Origin of the sequence: Pseudonocardia sp. HH130629-09, assembly GCF_001294645.1 — a bacterium.
GTDB lineage: Bacteria > Actinomycetota > Actinomycetes > Mycobacteriales > Pseudonocardiaceae > Pseudonocardia.
In genome coordinates this window covers 4,861,078-4,879,006 of record NZ_CP011868.1, presented here as the reverse complement: position 1 = coordinate 4,879,006, position 17,929 = coordinate 4,861,078, and the positions used below count along the sequence as shown (strand labels likewise).

Sequence of the window (17,929 nt, the reverse complement as noted above, 5' to 3'; positions counted from 1 at the left end):
CGTGGCTGAGCCGATCGACTCCGTGCTGGTGGTCTTCAACCCGGGCAGTACCGGGGATGCCGACGTGCTCGCCGAAAAGTTGCGCGACGAGCTCCACGCCGCCCGGCCCGAGCTGAGCGTGCGGCTGGTACCCACCGAGTACGCCGGGCACGCCCGGGTCATCGCCCGGGACGCCGCGTCCGCCGGTGGGCGCCCGCTCATCGTCTCGGCGTCCGGCGACGGCGGCTACAACGAGGTCGTCAACGGGATCATGGACGTGCCGGGCACCGCCGCCGCGGTCGCCGTCCTGGCTGCCGGGAACGCGAACGACCACGACCGCGTCACCGCACCTCGTCCGCTGGCCGAGGCGATCCTCGACGGCCGCCCAGAGCCGATGGATCTGCTCGAGATGCACCGCGACGAGGACCCGCCGCGCTACGCGCACTCCTACATCGGGTTCGGGCTGACCCCGGTCGTCGCGCTGCAGATCGAGAAGGGCGGCAAGGGCAGCATCCGGGAGGTCATCACCACGGTGCGGGCGTTCTGGGCGTTCATCCCGTTCGAGGTGGAGTTCTCCCGCGGCGACCGGCGCCGGATCGACAACCTGGTCTTCGCCAACATCGGCGAGATGGCGAAGGTCGCCGAGCTGTCGGCCACCAGCCGTCCCGACGACGGCCGGTTCGAGGTCGTGCTGCTGGAGCACCGTCCGAAGTGGAAGCAGCTGTGGGTGGCCGCCCGGGCTGCGTTCGCCGGGCTCGGCCGGCGGCCGTCCACATCGGACTTCCGGTTCACCTCGTGCGGGCCGATGCCGGTGCAGATCGACGGCGAGGTCGACGAGGTCGAGGCCGGGACCTCGATCCGCATCCGCTGCGCGGCGGGGGCGTTGAACGTCGTGCGCTGACGCCCGGCGCGGTCACGGGGCGAGGCTGAACTCCACCGAGCCGAGGTCGTCGCCGAAGCCCGCCCGGACCCGGGCGCCGCGGTGCACGGGCACGGGGGTGGTCGTCGTCCCCGTGGTGACGACCGTGCCCGCCTCCAGCCGGAGCCGGTCGCCGTGGCGTCGTCGACCCGGAGGGTGGTCGGGGTCGACGCGAGGTCCAGGTCGAGGGCACCGGGCAGCTCCGGGCCCAGCACGAACCGTCCGGCGCACGCGGCGTCGGCCAGCATCGACGGCGCCCCCGCCGCGACGAAGTCGGTGAACCGCGACTCGGGCAGCTCCACCGCGCCGTGCACGGCGGCGACCGCGGCCCGGAGCTCCTCGCGGGTCGCGTCGGCGCCGACCGCCGCGCCCATGACGAACGCGAACTCCGCCTCGGCGACGGCCATGTGCAGGTCGTCGGAGGGCACCACGTCGCCGGGGGAGTGCCGGAACCGCTCGAACAGCGCCCCCGGCAGCGGGGCGTCCACCCCGATGTGGGCCTGCCCGGCGGGCGCGGTCGCCGCGAGCTTCCAGCCGTAGGACGGCCCGGCCCGCTCCGACAGCCTGCGCTGCGCGCTGAAGCCCTCGGCGAGGCTGCGCGGGCGCAGCAGCTCCGGCAGCGCGGCGATCCGCTCGCCGGTGGTCCAGGCCTGCCACAGCGCACCGGCGGTGCCGTCGGCCCGCACGAGGTCGACGGCGGTCGGGTCCATTCCCGCGGAGGTGTTCTCGACGCTCATCGGGGCGGCATCCTGCCAGGGCCGCGGGTCAGCCGTCGTCGCCGGTCCGGGCGCGCAGCACCTCGGCGACGCGGCGGACCCGGTCGTCGGCGAGTCCGTCCTCCAGCGACACCGGCAGCGGGATCCGCCAGTTCGGGTACTCGTCGACGGTGCCGGGCAGGTTCGGCTGCCGGATCTCGCCCAGCACGTCGTAGAGGGAGGCCAGGACCAGCCGCGACGGCGCCGACGCCAGCAGCGCGTGCAGCGCGACGACGATCGTGTCCTCGTCGGTCTCGTCCGGGGAGTCGAGCAGCCCCTCCGCGGCCAGCAGTGCCAGCAGCTCGTCCCGCTCGGCGCCCGCCTTCGCCTCCTCGGTCGTCGGGTCGTCGAGCAGCCCCAGCTCGGCGCGCACCCGCACCTGCTCGCCGGCCAGGAACCCGGGCGCGGTCGGCAGGTCGTGGGTGGAGATCGTCGCGACCGACCGCTCGGGCCAGCGGCGCGGCGGGCGCAGCGGACCGTCGTCGCCGCCGGTCACGGGGTCGGGGTCGCGGGAGAACCACAGCACCGTCGAGCCCAGCAGGTTCCGCTCGGCCATGTCCTCGCGGATCCGCGGGATCACCGTGCCCAGGTCCTCACCGACGACCAGCGCGCCCGCGCGGTGGGCCTCCAGCAGCAGGACGGCGAGCATCGCGTCGGCGTCGTAGTGGACGTAGGTGCCGCGGTCGGCGGTCTGCCCGGACGGTACCCACCACAACCGCCACAGCCCCATGACGTGGTCGATCCGCAGGCCGTCGGCATGCGCGAGCAGCGCGCGGGTCATGTCGCCGAACGCGGCGTAGCCGGTGTCGGCGAGCCGGTCCGGGCGCCACGGCGGCAGACCCCACGTCTGGCCGCGCTGGTTGAATGCGTCCGGCGGGGCACCGACCGTCGCGTCGAGCGCGAGCACGTCCTGCAGCATCCACGCGTCGGCGCCGTCGGGATCGCAGCCGACGGCGAGGTCGTGGATGACCCCGACCGGCATGCCCGCGTCCTTCGCTGCGGCGCGGACCGCGGCCAGCTGGGCCTCGGCCTGGCGCTGCACCCACGCATGGAACGCAACCCGTGGGGCCAGCTCCTCGCGGGCCGCGGCGACCCCGGGGCCGTCCGGACGGCGCAGCTCCGCAGGCCACAGCGACCAGCGGCCGCCGTAGCGCTCGGCGAGGGCGCAGTAGGTCGCGAAGTCGCGCAGGTCGTCGTCGGGATCGCCGTCGGGGTGGCCAGCGCTGCGCCACAGCGCCTCCAGCGCGGACCGCTTCGCCGCCCACACGCGGTCGTGGGCGATCCGGTCACCGGTCGTCTCCGGACGCAGCGCGTCGACCTCGGCGCGGGTGGCGGAGTCGGCGGCCGCGTAGGCGGGCAGGTCGGTGATCCGCAGCGCCAGCGGGGTGGCGTAGCGGCGTGAGGACGGCGTGTACGGCGAGGGCTGCACAGGCGGCACCGGGGTGATCGCGTGCAGCGGGTTGAGCAGCACCGCGCCCGCCCCGTGCCCGCCGCGGATCAGCGCGGTGAGGTCGCCCAGGTCGCCGACGCCCCACGACCCGCGCGAGTGCAGGGCGTAGAGCTGCAGCATCCATCCCCAGGCCCGGGGCGGGTCGGGCAGTGTGGGCGGTGCGACGACGACGTGGGCCCGCCCAGCCATCGTCTCCAGCGCGTAGCGGCCCGGCTCCAGCCCGGCGGGGAGCTCGCCGTCGACGTCACGGGCCCAGCCCTGCTCGCCCCGCGGGCCGTCGACGGCGGTCAGCCGCCCGCGGCCCGGCACGGCGCGGGAACGGTCGCTGCGCAGCCCGATCGTGGCCGGCAGCGCCCCGGCGCCGGCGCGCTCGCGGGCCCCGGCGAGTGCCACGCGTTCCGCGTCGGGGGAGGCGACGTCGACCTCCAGCAACCCGAGGACGGTGCGGACCACCTCCGCGTCGATCCGCTGCTCGGTCCTGCTGCCGTCGAGGTACGAGGTCGCGACGCCGTGGGCGTCGGCGATCTCGGCGAGCTCGGGGGTCACCGGGTCGCTGGTCATGGGTCGATCCTGGCGGATGAGCAGCCGTCCGGCCCGGCCGCACGGGGTGAGACGGGCAACGTCGGTGACCGACACGCGGGCCGCCTCCGCTCACCCCCGGTCAGGGGGTCCGCGGTGCTACGGTGCGTCGCCGGATGCGCCGAGCGGGTCACCGTGACCGGCGGGGCAGCGGGGCCCGGCGACGGGCACCTCCTCCTGGGCCGCACCGTGTCGTGGACGACGGTTCGCGCAGGTCCGGCAGGAGGACTTCGAGATGTCGACGTGGGCCCTGCTCGGGCTGGTTGTGGTGGTGGTGCTGGTGGCCGTCGGGATCGCCGGGTTCCTGCGGTGGGGACGGGGCCGGGAGGACGACGTCGCGTCGTCCGAAGAGGACCGTCCGCGCACCGTCGCTGATCTCGTCGACCGCCGCGCCCGCGGCCTCGACGACGGGTCGCGCAGGCCCGCGCCCGACCCGTCGCCGGCACCCCCCGCGTCCCCTTCCCCGGTGTCCCCGGTGGACGAGGACCTGCCGGAGCCCGGGGCCGACGAGGAGCAGCCCACGGACCGTGCGGACGCCGGGGCTGCCGCCGCGGTGGACGACGGTCCCGGTGACGCGGCCTCCGCGACCACACCCGTCGCCGTGGTCGGCCCGCGGGAGGAACGTCCACGGACCCCCGCCGTCGCGGACACCGTGGAGGAGGTCGGCCCCTCGTCGTCGGCACCCGACATCACCGAGGCGGTCGGCGCGGCCGACCCCACCGACGAGCTGCCGGCGGTCCCGCGGGTCACCCCCGACGTGAGCGCCGGGCCGGTCGGCCCGCCCTGGTCGCGCGGGTTCAAGGACGGCAAGCCGCTCGAGCCCGTCGAGCCGGCACCGGTCCGGCGGACCCCGGCCCCGACGCCGTTCGTGCGGCGACGGGCCGTCGCGGACCCGGCCGCCCGCGCCGCCGACGAGGTGACCGTGGCCGGCGGCCCGGGCCCGGACAGCTCGGCGCCGGACATCAGCGCGCCCACCTCCGGGACCGCGGTCGTCGGGGACACGTCGACGACCGCCACCGGGGAGCCCGCCGCCGCGTCCTCGGAGGACACCGAGGTCGCCGCGTCCGCCGGGGCCGCCGCCGCGGGGATTGCCGCCGCTGGCGCCGCAGCCGACGAGAAGGCCACTGGCGAGAAGTCCGCTGACGAGAAGGCCGCCGACGACAAGGCCGGCGAGGAGGGCGACGACGAGGTCGACGGCGCCCAGCCCGCCACTACGGCCCACTCCCGCGCACCGTTCGACCCGGACCTGGTCCGGCGGGTCACGGCACTCCCGTCGGAGCGCACGTCGGTGCGCGCCCCGGCCGACCCGGACACCGAGCGGGAGTTCCGCGAGGCCCGGGACCGCATCTCGACCCCGCACACCTGGGCGGGCCGCGTCCCCGAGCAGGCCGGCGCGCCCGAGACCGCCACCGACACCTCCCCGGTGAGCCGGATCCCGTCGATCGGGCTCGCGGCCGCCGGCGGTCGCGTCGCGCGCGAGACCGGCGACAACCCCGAGCCGCCGCCCCGGCCCGCCCCGCGGGTCCTGAGGTCCGCGCGTCCGGGGAGTGGACCGCGGCACCTCGCCCCGTCGCTGCGCGGGACGTCCGCGGCCGACAGCGGCCCCACAGAGGACAACGCGGAGGACACCGCCGACGCCCCCACGGCTCCCGATGACACCGCGGCTCTCGACGACACCGCGGCCCCCGAGGTCGCCCCTGTTCGAGGACCGATGGGAGACGGCTCGACGGGGGACGGCTCGACGGGGGACGGCCCGACGGGGGACGGCACGACCGCCGACGACACCCCGGTCGCCGCCACCGCGGCCGACACGACCGCCCCGGCCCCGCTCCACCGGGAGCCGCACGAGCAGGGACCACAGGAGCAGGAGCCGCAGGAGCAGGGACTGCAGGAGCAGGACCCGCAGGCCGAGGCCTCGACCCCGGACCCCACCACCCCGGAGCGGTCCACGACCGCCCCGGAGGCCGAGGAGGCCCCCGTGCACGCCGGCCCGACCACCGCCGTCCGCCCCGACCGCGCCGAGGACGTGGCCCTGTCCGTTCCCCGGACCGGCCCCGGGCCGTCGACGGTCGTACCGGGCTCCGCGCCGCAGGACGTCGAGGTCCGCGTCGTCGACGCCACCGACGCCCCGCTGCGCGGCGCCGAGGTCGCGCTGCGCGACCGCTCCGGCGGGCCCCTCGGCTCCGCGACCACCGACGCCGACGGGACGGCGCAGGTCACGGCGCCGGGCGCCGGGGCGTTCGTCGTCGTCGCCCGTGCCGACGGGTACCTGCCCGGCGTCGCCACCTGCACCGTCGGCGACGACCAGGCCGGCACCACCGGCACGACAGTGCTGCCCGCGCTGCGCCTGGTCGCCGCCGCCGCCGTTCACGGCTCGGCGCCCGCGGGCACCGTCGTCGTGCTCTCCCAGGACGGCGACCCGGTCGCCTCGTCGACCGCCGCGGCGGACGGGACCTACCGCCTCACCGACCTCGACCCCGGCCGCTACCTGCTCACCGCGGGCGACGGCCCTGGCGTGGAGGTCGAGCTCGTCGCCGGCGACGACGTGCGGCACGACCTGGCGGGCTGATGACCGGCACCACGGAGGTCCACGGCCGGCTCCCCGGCGTCGGTGGCATCGAGCTGTTCTGGCAGGGCCGCCTCCCCGCCGAGGAGTCGACCGGCGTCCTGCTCGTCAGTCACGGCATCGGCGAGCACTCCGGCCGCTACGCCACCGTCGTCGACACCCTGGTCCCCGACGGCTGGGCCGTGTACGGCCTCGACCACCGCGGCCACGGCCGCTCCGGCGGCACCCGGGTGCACGTCCGCCGCTACGACGACCTGCTCACCGACTTCGAGACGTTCCGTCGCGAGACGATCGCCCGCCACCCCGGCATCCCCGTGTTCCTGCTCGGGCACAGCCTCGGCGGCCAGATCGCGCTCGCCTACGCGCTGCGCCACCAGAACCGCCTCGACGGACTCGTGCTGTCCGCTCCCGCGCTGGCCTCCGACGCCGTCCCGGCCGCGCTCGTCCCGCTGCTGTCGGTCGTCGCGAAGGTGCTGCCCACGGTCCGCCCGGTCGGGATCGACACGTCCGCGATCAGCTCGGACCCGGCCGTCGTCGCCGACTACGACGCCGACCCGCTCGTGCACCACGGCCGCCCCACACTCGCCCTCGGCGCGGAGATCTACCGGCAGATGGCCGAGCTGCCCGTCCGGGCCGCCGAGCTGCGGATCCCGCTGCTCGTGCAGCACGGCACCGCGGACCGGCTCACCGACCCGGCGGGCACCCGGCTGCTCGACGAGCGCTCCGGGTCCGCAGACACCACCGTGCTCTGGTACGACGACTTCTGGCACGAGATCTACCACGAACCGGGCAGGGCGGCCCCGCTCGCGGACCTGCGGGATTGGCTCGACCGGCACCGCGACGCGGCCCGTCGGGTGACCTGACCCGAGCGATCCCAGCCTCACCGCGCCGGATCGGCCCCGGTGGTGCGATCCTGGGGCCGGAACGGCAGAACGGGGTGGCGCGCACGGTGGATCGGTTCGACCGGCGGACGGAGGACGAGTGCGTCCCCGTCCGCGACCTGCTGGCGACGATCGACTGGTCGGCGACCCCGCTCGGCGCGCGCGACACCTGGGACCGCGAGCTCGAGGACACCATCCGGTTCATCCTGGAGAGCCGCCAGCCGCTCGTCGCGTGGTGGGGACCCGAGCTCGTCGTGTTCTACAACGACGAGTTCGTCCCGCACGCGGGCCTGCGTCATCCCGGGGGCTTCGGCAGACCGCTGCGCGACGCCTGGCCCGAGGCCTTCGCTCATCTCTCCGGCGTTCTGGAGGAGCTGCTCGGCGGCCGGCGCGACGGCATCTACCGGCGCGACGACCGCCTGGTGCTGCGGCGGTGGGACGTGCCGGAGGCGACGTGGTGGACCTACTCCGCCACCCCCGTCCGTGGCCCCGACGGCGACGTCCGGGGTCTGATCGTCTTCACCGCCGAGTCCACGGCCCAGGTGGTCGGTGGCCGGCGCATGACGATCCTGGCCGCGCTCGGCGAGGTGTCCCGTGACGCCCCGACCCTCGACATCGCCGTCGAACGGCTCTGCACGGTCCTGACCGACCTGCCCGACGACGTCGGCTGCGCCGTCGTGACGGCGATCGGCGCCGACCCCGGCCCACTGGCCACCGTCCGCATCGACGCGCCGCCCGCGGACTGGCTCCCGGACGGCCTCGGCTCCGACCGCGCCACCGACGTCGAGTTCCTCGCCGTCGACCCGGTCGAGGTCCACGGCAACGACGGTGTCCCGGTCACCGACGTCGTGCGGGCCACGGTGTACACCCCCGACGGGTCGACCGGCGTCGCCGTCGTCATCGGGGCGCCGCCGCTGCTCCCGCTCGACGACGACCACCGCTCGTTCCTGCGGCTGATCGCGGGCACCATCGGCGGCCTGCTGACCGCCGCGCTCGCCCGCGACCGCGAGCGCGACCGGCGCGACGACGCCGGCCTGGTCGAGCAGGCCCGTGCCGAGTACTACGCCGGTCTCGGCGACGAGCTCCGTGACCCGCTGACCCTCGTCCTCGGACCGCTGGAGCGGCTGCGCGACAACGACGACGCCGCCGTCCGCACCCAGGTGGAGCTCGCGCAGCGCAACGCGCAGCGGATGCTCAAGCTCGTCGACGGTCTGCTGGACGTCTCCGCCCTGCAGACCGGCAGGTACGACGGCCTGTTCGCCCCCACCGAGATCGGCGCCACCACCGCGGCGCTGGTCGACGCGTTCGCCCCCGTCGTCGAACGGGCCGGGCTGGCGCTGACGGTGTCCTGCCCGCCGCAGGTCCGCCCGGTCTGGGTCGACCGCGACGCGTGGGAGAAGGTCGTCCTCAACCTGCTCAGCAACGCGGTCAAGTACACCCGCGACGGCGGCGTCACGGTCGACCTCGCCCAGGACGGCGAACAGGTCGTGCTGCGGGTCTCCGACACCGGCGCCGGCATCGAGGACGGCGAGCTGGAGGCGGTGTTCGACCGTTTCCACCGGCCCACCCGGCGGCACGGCCGCAGCGGCGACGGCAGCGGCCTTGGCCTGCCGCTGATCCGCCAGCTGGTCCGCCTGCACGGCGGCACCATCGGCGTGACCAGCGACCCCGGCGCGGGCAGCACGTTCACCGTGCGGCTGCCGCTGGGCTTCGCCCACCTGCCCCCCGAACGCCTCGTCCGTGCCCGGGTCGGGTCCCGATCCGCTCCGCAGCTCGCCGCGCCCTACGTCGCGGAGGCGCTGCGCTGGCTGCCCGACGAGCCCGCCGACGTCCCGCCGGTCCTCGCCCGCGGCCGCTCGGTGGACGGGTCGGTCGTCGACGGGCTGGAGGTCGACCACCGCGACCGGGTGCTCGTCGTCGACGACGACCGCGAGATGCGTGGCTACCTGCGCGACCTGCTCACCGAACGCTGGACCGTGCGGGTCGTCGCCGACGGCTCGGCCGCGCTGGAGTCCGCCCGCACCGACCCGCCGGACCTGGTCGTCGCGGACGCGGCGCTGCCCGGCAACGGTGGCATCGAGCTCCTGCGGGCGTTGCGGTCGGACCCCCGCACGGTCGGGGTGCCGGTCGTGCTGCTGTCGTCGCGGGCCGGGGAGGAGGCCGCCGTCGAGGGCTTCGCCGCCGGCGCCGACGACTACCTGGTCCGCCCGTTCTCCGCCCGCGAGCTGCTCGCGCGGGTCGCGAACCACCTGCATCTCGGCCGGGTCCGGCGGGCCGCCGAGCTGCAGTTCCGCGCCATGGCCGACTCCACCCCGGCGCTGATCTGGGTCGACGACCCCGGCGGGCACCGGCTGTTCGTCAACCGCGGCTGGCTGGACTTCACCGGCGTCGAGGACGCCGCGCAGGAGCTGGGCCACGACTGGCGCCGCCGCATCCACCCCGACGACCGCGAGCGCTACCGCTCGGTGACCTCCGCCGCCGCCCGCGCGCACGCGCCGTTCGAGGTCGAGTATCGGCTCCTGGACCGGGCGGGCCGCTACCGCTGGGTGCTCGACCGGGGCGCTCCCGTGCGCGACGGCGAACGCTCCGCGGGCTACGTCGGCGGCTGTCTCGACATCGACGTCCAGCACCGTGAGCAGCGCAGGCACCGCATCTACTCCGAGGTCGCCGAGTCCCTGGAACGGGAGATCACGCGCACCGGACGCACGGACCAGCTCGTCCGGGCCGTCGTCGAGGACCGGCTCGCCGACATCGCGGTCGTCCACGACGGCGACGCGGTCACCGGAACCGGCACCCTCGCCGTGGCTGCGGAGCGCTCGGCACTGGAACCCTCGCTGTGGCGGCTCGCCCCGCTGGTCCCCGCCGCCGACGACGGCCGTCCCGAGATCCTCGACGCCGCCCACCTCGACGAGGTCCTGAGCCGGCTCGCACCCACCCAGCGCCGGGCCTGGACCCGGCTGCGCATGACCTCGGTGATGGTCGTGCCGCTGCCCGCTCGCGGCCGCACCAGCGCCGTGCTGACCGTCGTCCGCACCGAGACCGGCGACCCCTACACCGACGACGACCTGGACCTGCTGTCCGAGATCGGCCGCCGGGCCGGGCTGGCCGTCGACAACGCCCGCCTGCTGGAGCAGGAACGCGCCTCGGCCCAGCGCCTGGGCCTGCTGCACCGGGCCACCGCCAAGATGTCGGCCGCCGCGACCCCCGGTGAGGTCGCCGCCATCGCCGCCGACCACATCGTCGACCTGCTCGCCGCCGACCACGCCGGACTCTGGGAGGTCCGGGGCGAGTGGCTGCAGGCGCTCACCGGGCACGGCTGGGACCGCGACATGTGGCAGCGGGCCGCCCGGATCCGGACCGACGCGCCGCTGGCGTTCACCGAGGTCCTGTCCGGGCACGAGCCGTTGTGGTTCACCACTGCGCACGAGTGGGCGACGCGCTACCCCGCGGCCATCGGCATCGCACCGGACCACGCCCAGACCATCGGCTACCTGCCGCTCGTCGCCGGTGGGCGCTCGCTCGGGGTCCTCGCGGTCGCCATGCTGACCGAACGACGGCTGTCCGACGCGGACAAGGAGGCGGCCGTCGCCGTCGCCGAGCTCGCCGCGCAGGCGCTGGACCGGGCCTCGATGCTGGAGGCCGAGACCGAGGCCCGCCGGCTCGCCGAGCGCCTCGGCGCGGTCGCGACCGGGCTGGCCAGGGCCACCGACCTGGAGTCGGTCGCCGAGGTCGTCGTCGAGCACGGCCGGATCTCGATCGGGGCCGAGGCGGTCGCGGTGCTCGTGGTCGACGAGGGCGGCACGCTCTCGCTGCTGCGCGAGTCCGGCTGGCCGGCCGACGGCCCGCCGATGCGCACCCCCGGCCGCGCGCACCCGCTGAGCCGCGCCGTCAGCAGCGGCGAGCCGATCTGGAACGCCGGCGAGCCCGTCGAGGGCGAGGTCCGGCGCTACCCGGTGCAGACCGCGGTGCCGCTGATGGTCGCGGCCCGCCCGATCGGCGTCATCGGGCTGCGGTTCCCGGTCGAGCCGGTGTTCACCCCCGAACAGCGCAGCTTCGTGCTCACACTCGCCAACCAGTGCGCGCAGGCGATCGTCCGCGCCCAGCTGCACCAGGCGGAGCACGAGGTCGCGGTCACCCTGCAACGCAGCCTGCTGCCCCAGCGACTGCCCGACATCGAACGGCTGTCGCTGGCCACCCGCTACCGCCCCGGCACCCAGGGCACCGAGGCCGGTGGCGACTGGTTCGACGTCCTGGACCTCGGCGACGACCTGGTGGCGCTCGTCGTCGGCGACGTCGTCGGCCGCGGCCCGGCGGCGGCCGCGGTGATGGGGCAGCTGCGGTCCGCGGTCGCGTCGAACCTGGTCAACGGCCAGCCCCCGGCGCGGGCCCTCGAGCAGCTCGACCAGTACGCGCTGCGGGTGCGCGGCGCGATGGCCAGCACCGTGGCCATCGCGACGATCGACACCGGGTCCGGCGAGATGCGTTACGCCAGCGCCGGGCACCCCCCGCCGCTGGTCGCCGGCCCGGACGGGGTGCGGACCCTGTCCGAGGGCCGCGGCGTGCCGCTGGGGATCTCGGGTCGGCCCCCGTTCCCCGAGGCCGTGGACCGGATGGAACCCGGCGAGACGATCCTGCTCTGCTCGGACGGTCTGTTCGAACGCCGTGACGAGGTCATCGACGACGGCCTGGCCCGGCTGTCCGCGGCGTTCGACGAGCTGTCCGCCGCGCAGCCCCGCGACATGGCGGACACGCTGCTGCACCGGATGTCCGAGGGGATGGTCGTCCCGGACGACACGGTCGTCGTCGTCGCGCGGCTGATGCCGCCGCCGCTGCGGATCGCGATCGAGGCCGACCCGAAACGGCTCGCCCCGCTGCGTCGCGCGGTGGCGGCCTGGGCCGCGCGGTGCGGGATGGGCCCGGACGCGGTCAGCGACCTGCAGCTGACCGTCGGCGAGGCCGCCACCAACTCCATCGAGCACGCCTACCTGCCCGAGGACACCGACGGGCGCGCCGGCGTCGACGTCGACCTGGCGTTGACCGCGGACGGCTCGGTCGCGGTGCGCGTCACCGACGGCGGACGCTGGCGGCCCCCGCCGGCCGACCCCGGCTACCGCGGCCGCGGCATCGCGCTCATCCGCGAGCTCGCCGGGGACGTGCACATCGACGCGTCGGACTCCGGCACCACCGTGCGGTTCCTGCTGCCCGCGATCCCGGTCGAGGTGGGCACCCCGGGCGCGGGCCCGCCGGTGGAGTTCGTCGCCGGGGAGCCCGAACCGGACCGCGACCGGGACGACACCTCGTCCGGCGAGGGTGGCGGCGGCACCGTCCGCGCCCGGTTGCGTGCCGTCCCGGACGCGCACGGCGTGCGGATCGGGATCGTCGGCGACCTCGACCTCGGTGGGGTCTCGGCGATCCGGGCCCCGCTGATGGAGCACGTCGACCGCGGGCTGCCGATCACCCTGAACCTGCCCGGTGAGGCGTTCGTCAGCAGCGCCGGGATAGCCCTGCTGTCGGAGGTCGCGCGCCGGATGCGGGCAGGAGGGGCCGCGCTGACCCTCGTCGCGCCCGCCGGCAGCCAGGCCCGTCGTTCGCTGGTCCTGTCGGGTCTCGACACCGTCATCGGCATGTCCGACGACGACGGCGCCTGACCCGACCTGTCCGGACACCCGCGGGGTCCTCCCGCGGGTCGGACGGCGGGTTGAAACGGTGCCCGTCGCTGTGATGGCATGCGGGACATGAGTCAGGCAGCGACCCTCGGACCCCTGTGGGGGACCCGTCGCGCCGACCACTTCGACCAGGGCTGTCGCCCGAGCTGAGTTCCTCGACCACGCTCGCTCGACCTCTCCCTGGAGTACTCCCGTGTCCGCGCCTGCCTCCGTGCCCACCGGTCTGTCCGTTCCCCGCTCGACCCGTCCCGGGCACGGTCCCGCCCGCCCCCGGCCGCGTGTCCCGCACGCGCGGCCCGTCACCGCGCCCACCCCGTACGGCCTCGAGGACCTGCAGGAGCTGACCCGCGAGATCGCCGCCGAGGTGCGCGCCGGGCAGCACGAGGTCGTCGTCGACCCGGACCGTCGCTGGTACCGGCTGCTGCGCAGTGACGGCTTCGTCGACGTCTGGCTGATCAGCTGGGCCACCGAGCAGATCGCGGAGCTGCACGACCACGCCGGCTCGCTCGGCGCGCTGACCGTGGTGTCGGGCTCGCTGACCGAGCGCCGCTGGAGCGGCCCGTCCGGGCTGCGCACACGCACCCTGCGCCACGGCCGCGGCGCCGGGTTCCCGCTGGGCCACGTGCACGACGTCGCGAACACCGCCGAGGCCCCCGCGGTGAGCGTGCACGCCTACTCGCCGCCGCTGTCGGCGATGTCGTACTACGACGTCGAGGAGGTCGCGGGCACCACCGGGCACCACCGCCTGCGCCGCACCCGCACCGAGCTCGTCGAACCCGGGCAGGGTGTCGGATGAGCCGCACCGTCGCCGACCTGCTCGTCGCCGCGCGCGCCTGGCTCGACCGACCCACCCCGCCGCGCGCTGCGGAGCTCGCCGCCGCCGGGGCGCACCTGGTCGACACCCGGCCGGGCTGGCAGCGCCGCGAGGAGGGGCAGATCCCCGGCGCGCTGGTGATCGAGCGCAACCACCTGGAGTGGCGGCTCGACCCGACCTCCGACGCCCGCCTCCCCGAGGCCGTCGACCACGACGTCACCTGGGTGCTGTTCTGCTCGGAGGGCTACAGCTCCAGTCTGGCCGCCGCGTCGCTGCAGGACATCGGATTGCACCGGGCGACCGACGTCGACGGCGGGTTCCGCGCCTGGGCCGCGGCCGGACTCCCGGTCGAGCCCGGTCAGGACGGCCCGTCGGACGCCACCCGCCCACCGGACAGGTGCGCGTCCAGGTAGCCCGCCACCAGCGCGGTCAGCTCGTCGACGACGACCTCCCGCGCGAACCCCGGCCGTTCCAGCACGTAGCCGGTGGTCAGGTGCTCGACGGTCCGCACGACCGTCCACGCCGCGGCCCGCGCCGCGTCGGTGTCCCCGGCCCCGCGGGTCGGCAGCACCGTCGTGACCAGGTCGTCGATCCGGCCGGCGAACGCGGCACGGCGCCCGCCGGGGGAGCGCGGCAGCTGCTCGACGATCACCCGCAGCAGGTCCGGCTCCTCGCCGAACGTGTCGAGCAGCGCGTCCAGCGTCGCGCGCACCGCCGTGGCGGTCCCGGCGCCCGGCCCGGCCGTGGCGACCGAGTCGACGAACGCGCGCGAGACGCGAGCCTCCATCGCGTCGAGGTAGCGGTCCAGCACCTCGGTGAGCACCGCGTCCTTGTCCGGGAAGTACTGGTAGAGCGACCCGGGCGACACCCCGGCGACGGCCGCGATCCGGTTCGTCGACGCGCCGTCGTACCCGCGGGTGACCAGTACCTCCCGGCCCGCGGCGACGATCCGCTCCACCATCGCCCGGGACCGCTCCTGTCGCGGCTCGCGGCGCTGGGCCCGGCGGGCGGTCACCGGGCGTCCCGGAACGCGCGTTGAAAGCGAGCATTTGCTCGTGTCAGCATTCGTCCATGCTGGCGGAGCCGCCCGTCGCCCCGCGACGCTTCCACAGTGCGCCCGAACGCGCGGCGCGCATCGCCCGTCCGCTCGGCCTGGTGGTCGGGGTCCGCGACCCCGACCCGGCACTGCTGGCCGAGATCGGCCGCCGGACGCTCACCCGTGACGAGACCGGCGCCGCCCTGGCCCGCGCGATGGGTCGCGACCGCGACGACCCGCAGCGGGTGACCATGCGCGCCCTGCACACCGCGCTCGCCGCGGGTGCCGCGCCGGCCGACGCGCCGCCCGCGCTGCGGGACTTCTTCGCCGCCGTCACCCCGGACCCGGACTGGCTCGACCGGGACCTGCTCGAACGCGGCGCCCGCGCCTACCGCAGGCTCGGCCGCAGCCGCGACGACGTGCTGCTCAGCCTGTCGCTGATCGGCGGATACCGCTACGGCGGCCCCACCGAGCTGCTCGTCCGCACCGGCGGGCTCACCGGCGCCGGCGCGATGCGACGCCTCGGCGAGACCCAGGCGTGGGCGTTCGCCGTCAGCCGCCCCGGCGGCATGGAGGCCGGTGGGGAGGGCTGGGCGGCCACGCTGCAGGTGCGTGCGATGCACGCGCTCGTTGCGGAGCGGTTCGAACGCGGCGACCGCTACGACGTCGACACCCACGGTCTGCCGATCAACCAGTCCGACGCCGCGGCCACGCTCGGGCTGTTCAACAGCACCGCGATTCTCGGCTGCCGCCTGCTCGGACGGCACGTCCCGCGCGCCGACGGCGCCGCGATCATGCACCTGTGGCGCTACGTCGGGTGGCTCATCGGCGTCGACGACGACTGGCTGTTCGACACCGAGCGCGAGCAGAACGCGTTCAACCACCACATCGTGCTGGCCCAGGGCGAGGTCACCCCGGCAGGCCCGCAGCTCGCGGGCACCCTGGTCGAGTCGCTGCTCGTCGCGCGGACGGCCCGGGGGCGGCGGTGGCTGGAGCGGCGCTCGGACCGCCGTGTCGAGGCCGACCTGGCCCGCCGGTTCGGCCGCGAGAAGCCCGGCCCGCGCGACCTGCCCGCCTGACCTGCGCCCGCCGGGATCAGGTGAACGCGCTGATCCCGGTCACGTCGCGGCCCACGATGAGGGTCTGGATCGTCTCGGTGCCCTCGAAGGTGTGGATCGCCTCGATGTCGGCCCAGTGCCGGACGACGTGGTGCTCCAGCAGGATGCCGTTGCCACCCAGCAGGTCCCGCGCCTCCGAGAGGATCTTGCGGGCGGTCCGGGTGTTGTGCATCTTCGCCAGCCCCGCGACGGTCGGGGACAGCTTCCCCGCCTCGGCCAGGCGCGCGGACTGCACGCAGTAGAGCTGCATGCCGGTCAGGTCGGCGAGCATCGCGACGAGCCGCTGCTGCACGATCTGGAAGCTCGCCAGCGGCTTGCCGAACTGCTCGCGTTCCAGGGCGTAGCGCAGGGCGGCGTCGTAGCCGGCGGTCGCGTGGCCCAGCGCCATCCAGGCGCAGGTGCCCCGGGTGGTCGCCAGCACCGCGGCGCAGTCGGCGAACGTCCGGGCCCGCGCCAGCCGGTTCTCCTCCGGCACCCGGACGCCGTCCAGCTCGATGTCGGCCTGCCAGAGCGCCCGCAGCGACACCTTCCCCGGGATGACGGTGGCACGGTATCCCTCCGCCGGGGTCTCGACGACGAACCCGAGCACCTCCCCGGAGTCGGTGTCGCGCGCCCACACGACCACCAGGTCCGCGACGCTGCCGTTGCCGATCCAGCGCTTGGACCCGCGCAGCACCCAGTGGTCGCCGTCGCGGGTCGCGGTGGTCTCCAGCGCGACCGAGTCCGAGCCGTGCATCGGCTCGGTCAGCGCGAACGCGCCGAGGGAGTCCATGGTCGACATCGACGGCAGCCAGCGCTGCTTCTGCTCCTCCGAGCCGCACATCGCGATCGCCTTCATCGCCAGGCCCGCGTGCACCCCGAGGAACGTGCCGAGCGAGCCGTCGCCGCGGTGCAGCTCCACGTGCACGAGGCCGAGCGCGAGCGGGCTCATCCCGGCCGCCCCGTAGCCCTGGATGTCCTCGCCGACGACCCCGAGCTCCGGCAGCCGCCGGAACAGGTGCCAGGGCAGCTCGGCGCGCTCCCAGTAGTCGTTGATGTCGGGGAGGACCTCGGAGTCGACGAACGTGCGGGTGTCGGCGAAGCGCTGCCACTGCTCGTCGGTGAACTGGTCGCGCACCGAGAAGAAGTCGGTGCCCAGGGCCTCGCCCAGCTCGGTGTACGGGGTGGTCGGTGCGGTCATGATCGCGGGCCCCTCGCCGTCGACGGAGACCTGATCCTCACACCGATCCGCCGGCCCCGCCGGATCCGTGCGGTGGCGAACGGTTTCCGGCACCGGTGTGGGCGACCGCCCCGCACCGGTCAGCCGGCCCGGACCGGCCCGAACGCCTCCAGGGCCACGTCCTGCCAGCGCTCCCACTCCGCGATCTGTGCCAGGTACTGCGCTCGGACGGCCTCGAACGAGCGGCCGAAGAACACCCGCAGCGGCGGGTCCTCGGCGTCGACGACGGCGAGCAGCGCGGGGACCGTCGCCTCCGGTTCCCCGACGTCGAAGGTCCCCGCGGAGTCCCGGACGTGGTCGTAGTCAGGCTGCGGCGCGCTGTGCCGGGTGGCGTCGAGCCACCCTGTCGCGTACGGGCCGGGCTCGACGTTCGTGACGCGGATCCCGAGCTCGCGGACCTCGCCTGCGAGGGACTGCGTGAGCCCCTCCACCGCCCACTTCGACGCGTGGTACGCGCCGATCCCGGGGAACGCGCGGACGCCACCCTCGCTCGTCACGGTGACGAGATGTCCGCTGCGCTGGCGGCGGAGGACGGGCAGGGCGGCCTGCAGCACCCACAGCCCGCCGAAGAAGTTGGTCTCCATCTGCGCACGGATCTCGTCCTCGCTCAGCTCCTCGACGGCACCGAAGTGCCCGTACCCCGCGTTGTTCACGACGATGTCGAGCCGGCCGAAGTGCTCGACGGTCCGGCGGACGGCGTCGATCACCGCCGGGCGGTCGGTGACGTCGAGCGAGATCGGGAGCACGGCGTCGCCGTGGGCGGCGACGAGGCCGTCGAGCGTGCGCGCGTCCCGCGCCGTCGCTGCGACCCGGTCACCGCGCCGCAGCGCGGCCTCGGCCCACAGGCGCCCGAAGCCCCGCGACGCGCCGGTCAGGAACCACACCTTGTCGTTCGTCATGGGTCCAGCGTGCGTCGCTCCAGCACATGCGACAAGCGAGACCTGTGC

General features: G+C 75.6%; 12 protein-coding genes. 8 read left to right on the top strand and 4 right to left on the bottom strand.

The annotated features are described in order from the left end of the window. Position 1 precedes the first annotated feature (1 nt). Together XF36_RS22595 and XF36_RS32665 are read left to right on the top strand one after the other, a co-directional pair. Complete coding sequence (locus tag XF36_RS22595; RefSeq protein ID WP_060714908.1) at positions 2 to 880, top strand: diacylglycerol/lipid kinase family protein; 879 nt, start codon at positions 2 to 4, stop codon at positions 878 to 880. A 390-nt stretch (positions 881 to 1,270) separates the two neighbouring features. Beyond that, positions 1,271 to 1,438 carry a hypothetical protein gene (locus XF36_RS32665; RefSeq protein WP_168169559.1) on the top strand — a complete coding sequence of 56 codons (168 nt, stop codon included), beginning with the start codon at positions 1,271 to 1,273 and terminating at the stop codon, positions 1,436 to 1,438. A gap of 225 nt (positions 1,439 to 1,663) precedes the next feature. Here the strand turns inward: XF36_RS32665 and malQ are convergent, their stop codons facing one another. After that, on the bottom strand, positions 1,664 to 3,664 hold the full coding sequence (gene malQ, locus XF36_RS22585; protein WP_060714907.1) for a 4-alpha-glucanotransferase: 2,001 nt from the start codon (positions 3,662 to 3,664) through the stop codon (positions 1,664 to 1,666). Between the two features lie 253 nt (positions 3,665 to 3,917). Here malQ and XF36_RS22580 point away from each other — a divergent pair, with 253 nt between their 5' ends. The 5 genes from XF36_RS22580 to XF36_RS22560 all read left to right on the top strand — a co-directional run bounded on the left by XF36_RS22580 (position 3,918) and on the right by XF36_RS22560 (position 14,022). Further along, entirely contained in the window at positions 3,918 to 6,251 is a 2,334-nt protein-coding gene (locus tag XF36_RS22580; protein ID WP_060713516.1) for a carboxypeptidase-like regulatory domain-containing protein, read from the top strand. After that, positions 6,251 to 7,111 (top strand): alpha/beta hydrolase, encoded by an 861-nt coding sequence (locus XF36_RS31800; protein WP_060713515.1) that lies wholly within the window; start codon positions 6,251 to 6,253, stop codon positions 7,109 to 7,111. Before XF36_RS22580 ends, XF36_RS31800 begins: the two co-directional genes overlap by 1 nt. Before the next feature lie 86 nt (positions 7,112 to 7,197). Further along, on the top strand, positions 7,198 to 12,777 hold the full coding sequence (locus XF36_RS22570; RefSeq protein WP_145981468.1) for a SpoIIE family protein phosphatase: 5,580 nt from the start codon (positions 7,198 to 7,200) through the stop codon (positions 12,775 to 12,777). 211 nt (positions 12,778 to 12,988) lie between these two features. Beyond that, entirely contained in the window at positions 12,989 to 13,591 is a 603-nt protein-coding gene (locus tag XF36_RS22565; protein ID WP_020626309.1) for a cysteine dioxygenase, read from the top strand. Then, positions 13,588 to 14,022 (top strand): rhodanese-like domain-containing protein, encoded by a 435-nt coding sequence (locus XF36_RS22560; RefSeq protein WP_060713513.1) that lies wholly within the window; start codon positions 13,588 to 13,590, stop codon positions 14,020 to 14,022. The genes XF36_RS22565 and XF36_RS22560 overlap by 4 nt, the downstream gene beginning before the upstream one ends. Here XF36_RS22560 and XF36_RS22555 read toward each other — a convergent pair. After that, the gene (locus XF36_RS22555) at positions 13,968 to 14,624 is read right to left on the bottom strand and encodes a TetR/AcrR family transcriptional regulator (protein ID WP_202968433.1); all 657 of its coding nucleotides are present in this window, start codon (positions 14,622 to 14,624) and stop codon (positions 13,968 to 13,970) included. The two genes, XF36_RS22560 and XF36_RS22555, sit on opposite strands and share 55 nt — an antisense overlap. 56 nt (positions 14,625 to 14,680) lie before the next feature. Here XF36_RS22555 and XF36_RS22550 point away from each other — a divergent pair, with 56 nt between their 5' ends. Beyond that, positions 14,681 to 15,724, top strand: a complete 1,044-nt coding sequence (locus tag XF36_RS22550; protein ID WP_060713512.1) for an oxygenase MpaB family protein — start codon at positions 14,681 to 14,683, stop codon at positions 15,722 to 15,724. 16 nt (positions 15,725 to 15,740) lie between these two features. Here XF36_RS22550 and XF36_RS22545 read toward each other — a convergent pair whose 3' ends face one another. After that, a complete protein-coding gene (locus XF36_RS22545; protein ID WP_060713511.1) occupies positions 15,741 to 16,943 on the bottom strand; it encodes an acyl-CoA dehydrogenase family protein in 1,203 nt (400 codons plus the stop codon). A 119-nt stretch (positions 16,944 to 17,062) separates the two neighbouring features. Then, entirely contained in the window at positions 17,063 to 17,881 is an 819-nt protein-coding gene (locus XF36_RS22540; protein WP_060713510.1) for an SDR family NAD(P)-dependent oxidoreductase, read from the bottom strand. Positions 17,882 to 17,929 lie beyond the last annotated feature (48 nt).

Coding starts and splice junctions, on each gene's coding strand:
- XF36_RS31800 (WP_060713515.1), top strand. CDS start 6,251: ATGACCGGCACCACGGAGGTCCACGGCCGGCTCCCCGGCGTCGGTGGC.
- XF36_RS22540 (WP_060713510.1), bottom strand. CDS start 17,881: ATGACGAACGACAAGGTGTGGTTCCTGACCGGCGCGTCGCGGGGCTTC.
- XF36_RS22560 (WP_060713513.1), top strand. CDS start 13,588: ATGAGCCGCACCGTCGCCGACCTGCTCGTCGCCGCGCGCGCCTGGCTC.
- XF36_RS22545 (WP_060713511.1), bottom strand. CDS start 16,943: ATGACCGCACCGACCACCCCGTACACCGAGCTGGGCGAGGCCCTGGGC.
- XF36_RS32665 (WP_168169559.1), top strand. CDS start 1,271: ATGACGAACGCGAACTCCGCCTCGGCGACGGCCATGTGCAGGTCGTCG.
- XF36_RS22550 (WP_060713512.1), top strand. CDS start 14,681: ATGCTGGCGGAGCCGCCCGTCGCCCCGCGACGCTTCCACAGTGCGCCC.
- XF36_RS22580 (WP_060713516.1), top strand. CDS start 3,918: ATGTCGACGTGGGCCCTGCTCGGGCTGGTTGTGGTGGTGGTGCTGGTG.
- malQ (WP_060714907.1), bottom strand. CDS start 3,664: ATGACCAGCGACCCGGTGACCCCCGAGCTCGCCGAGATCGCCGACGCC.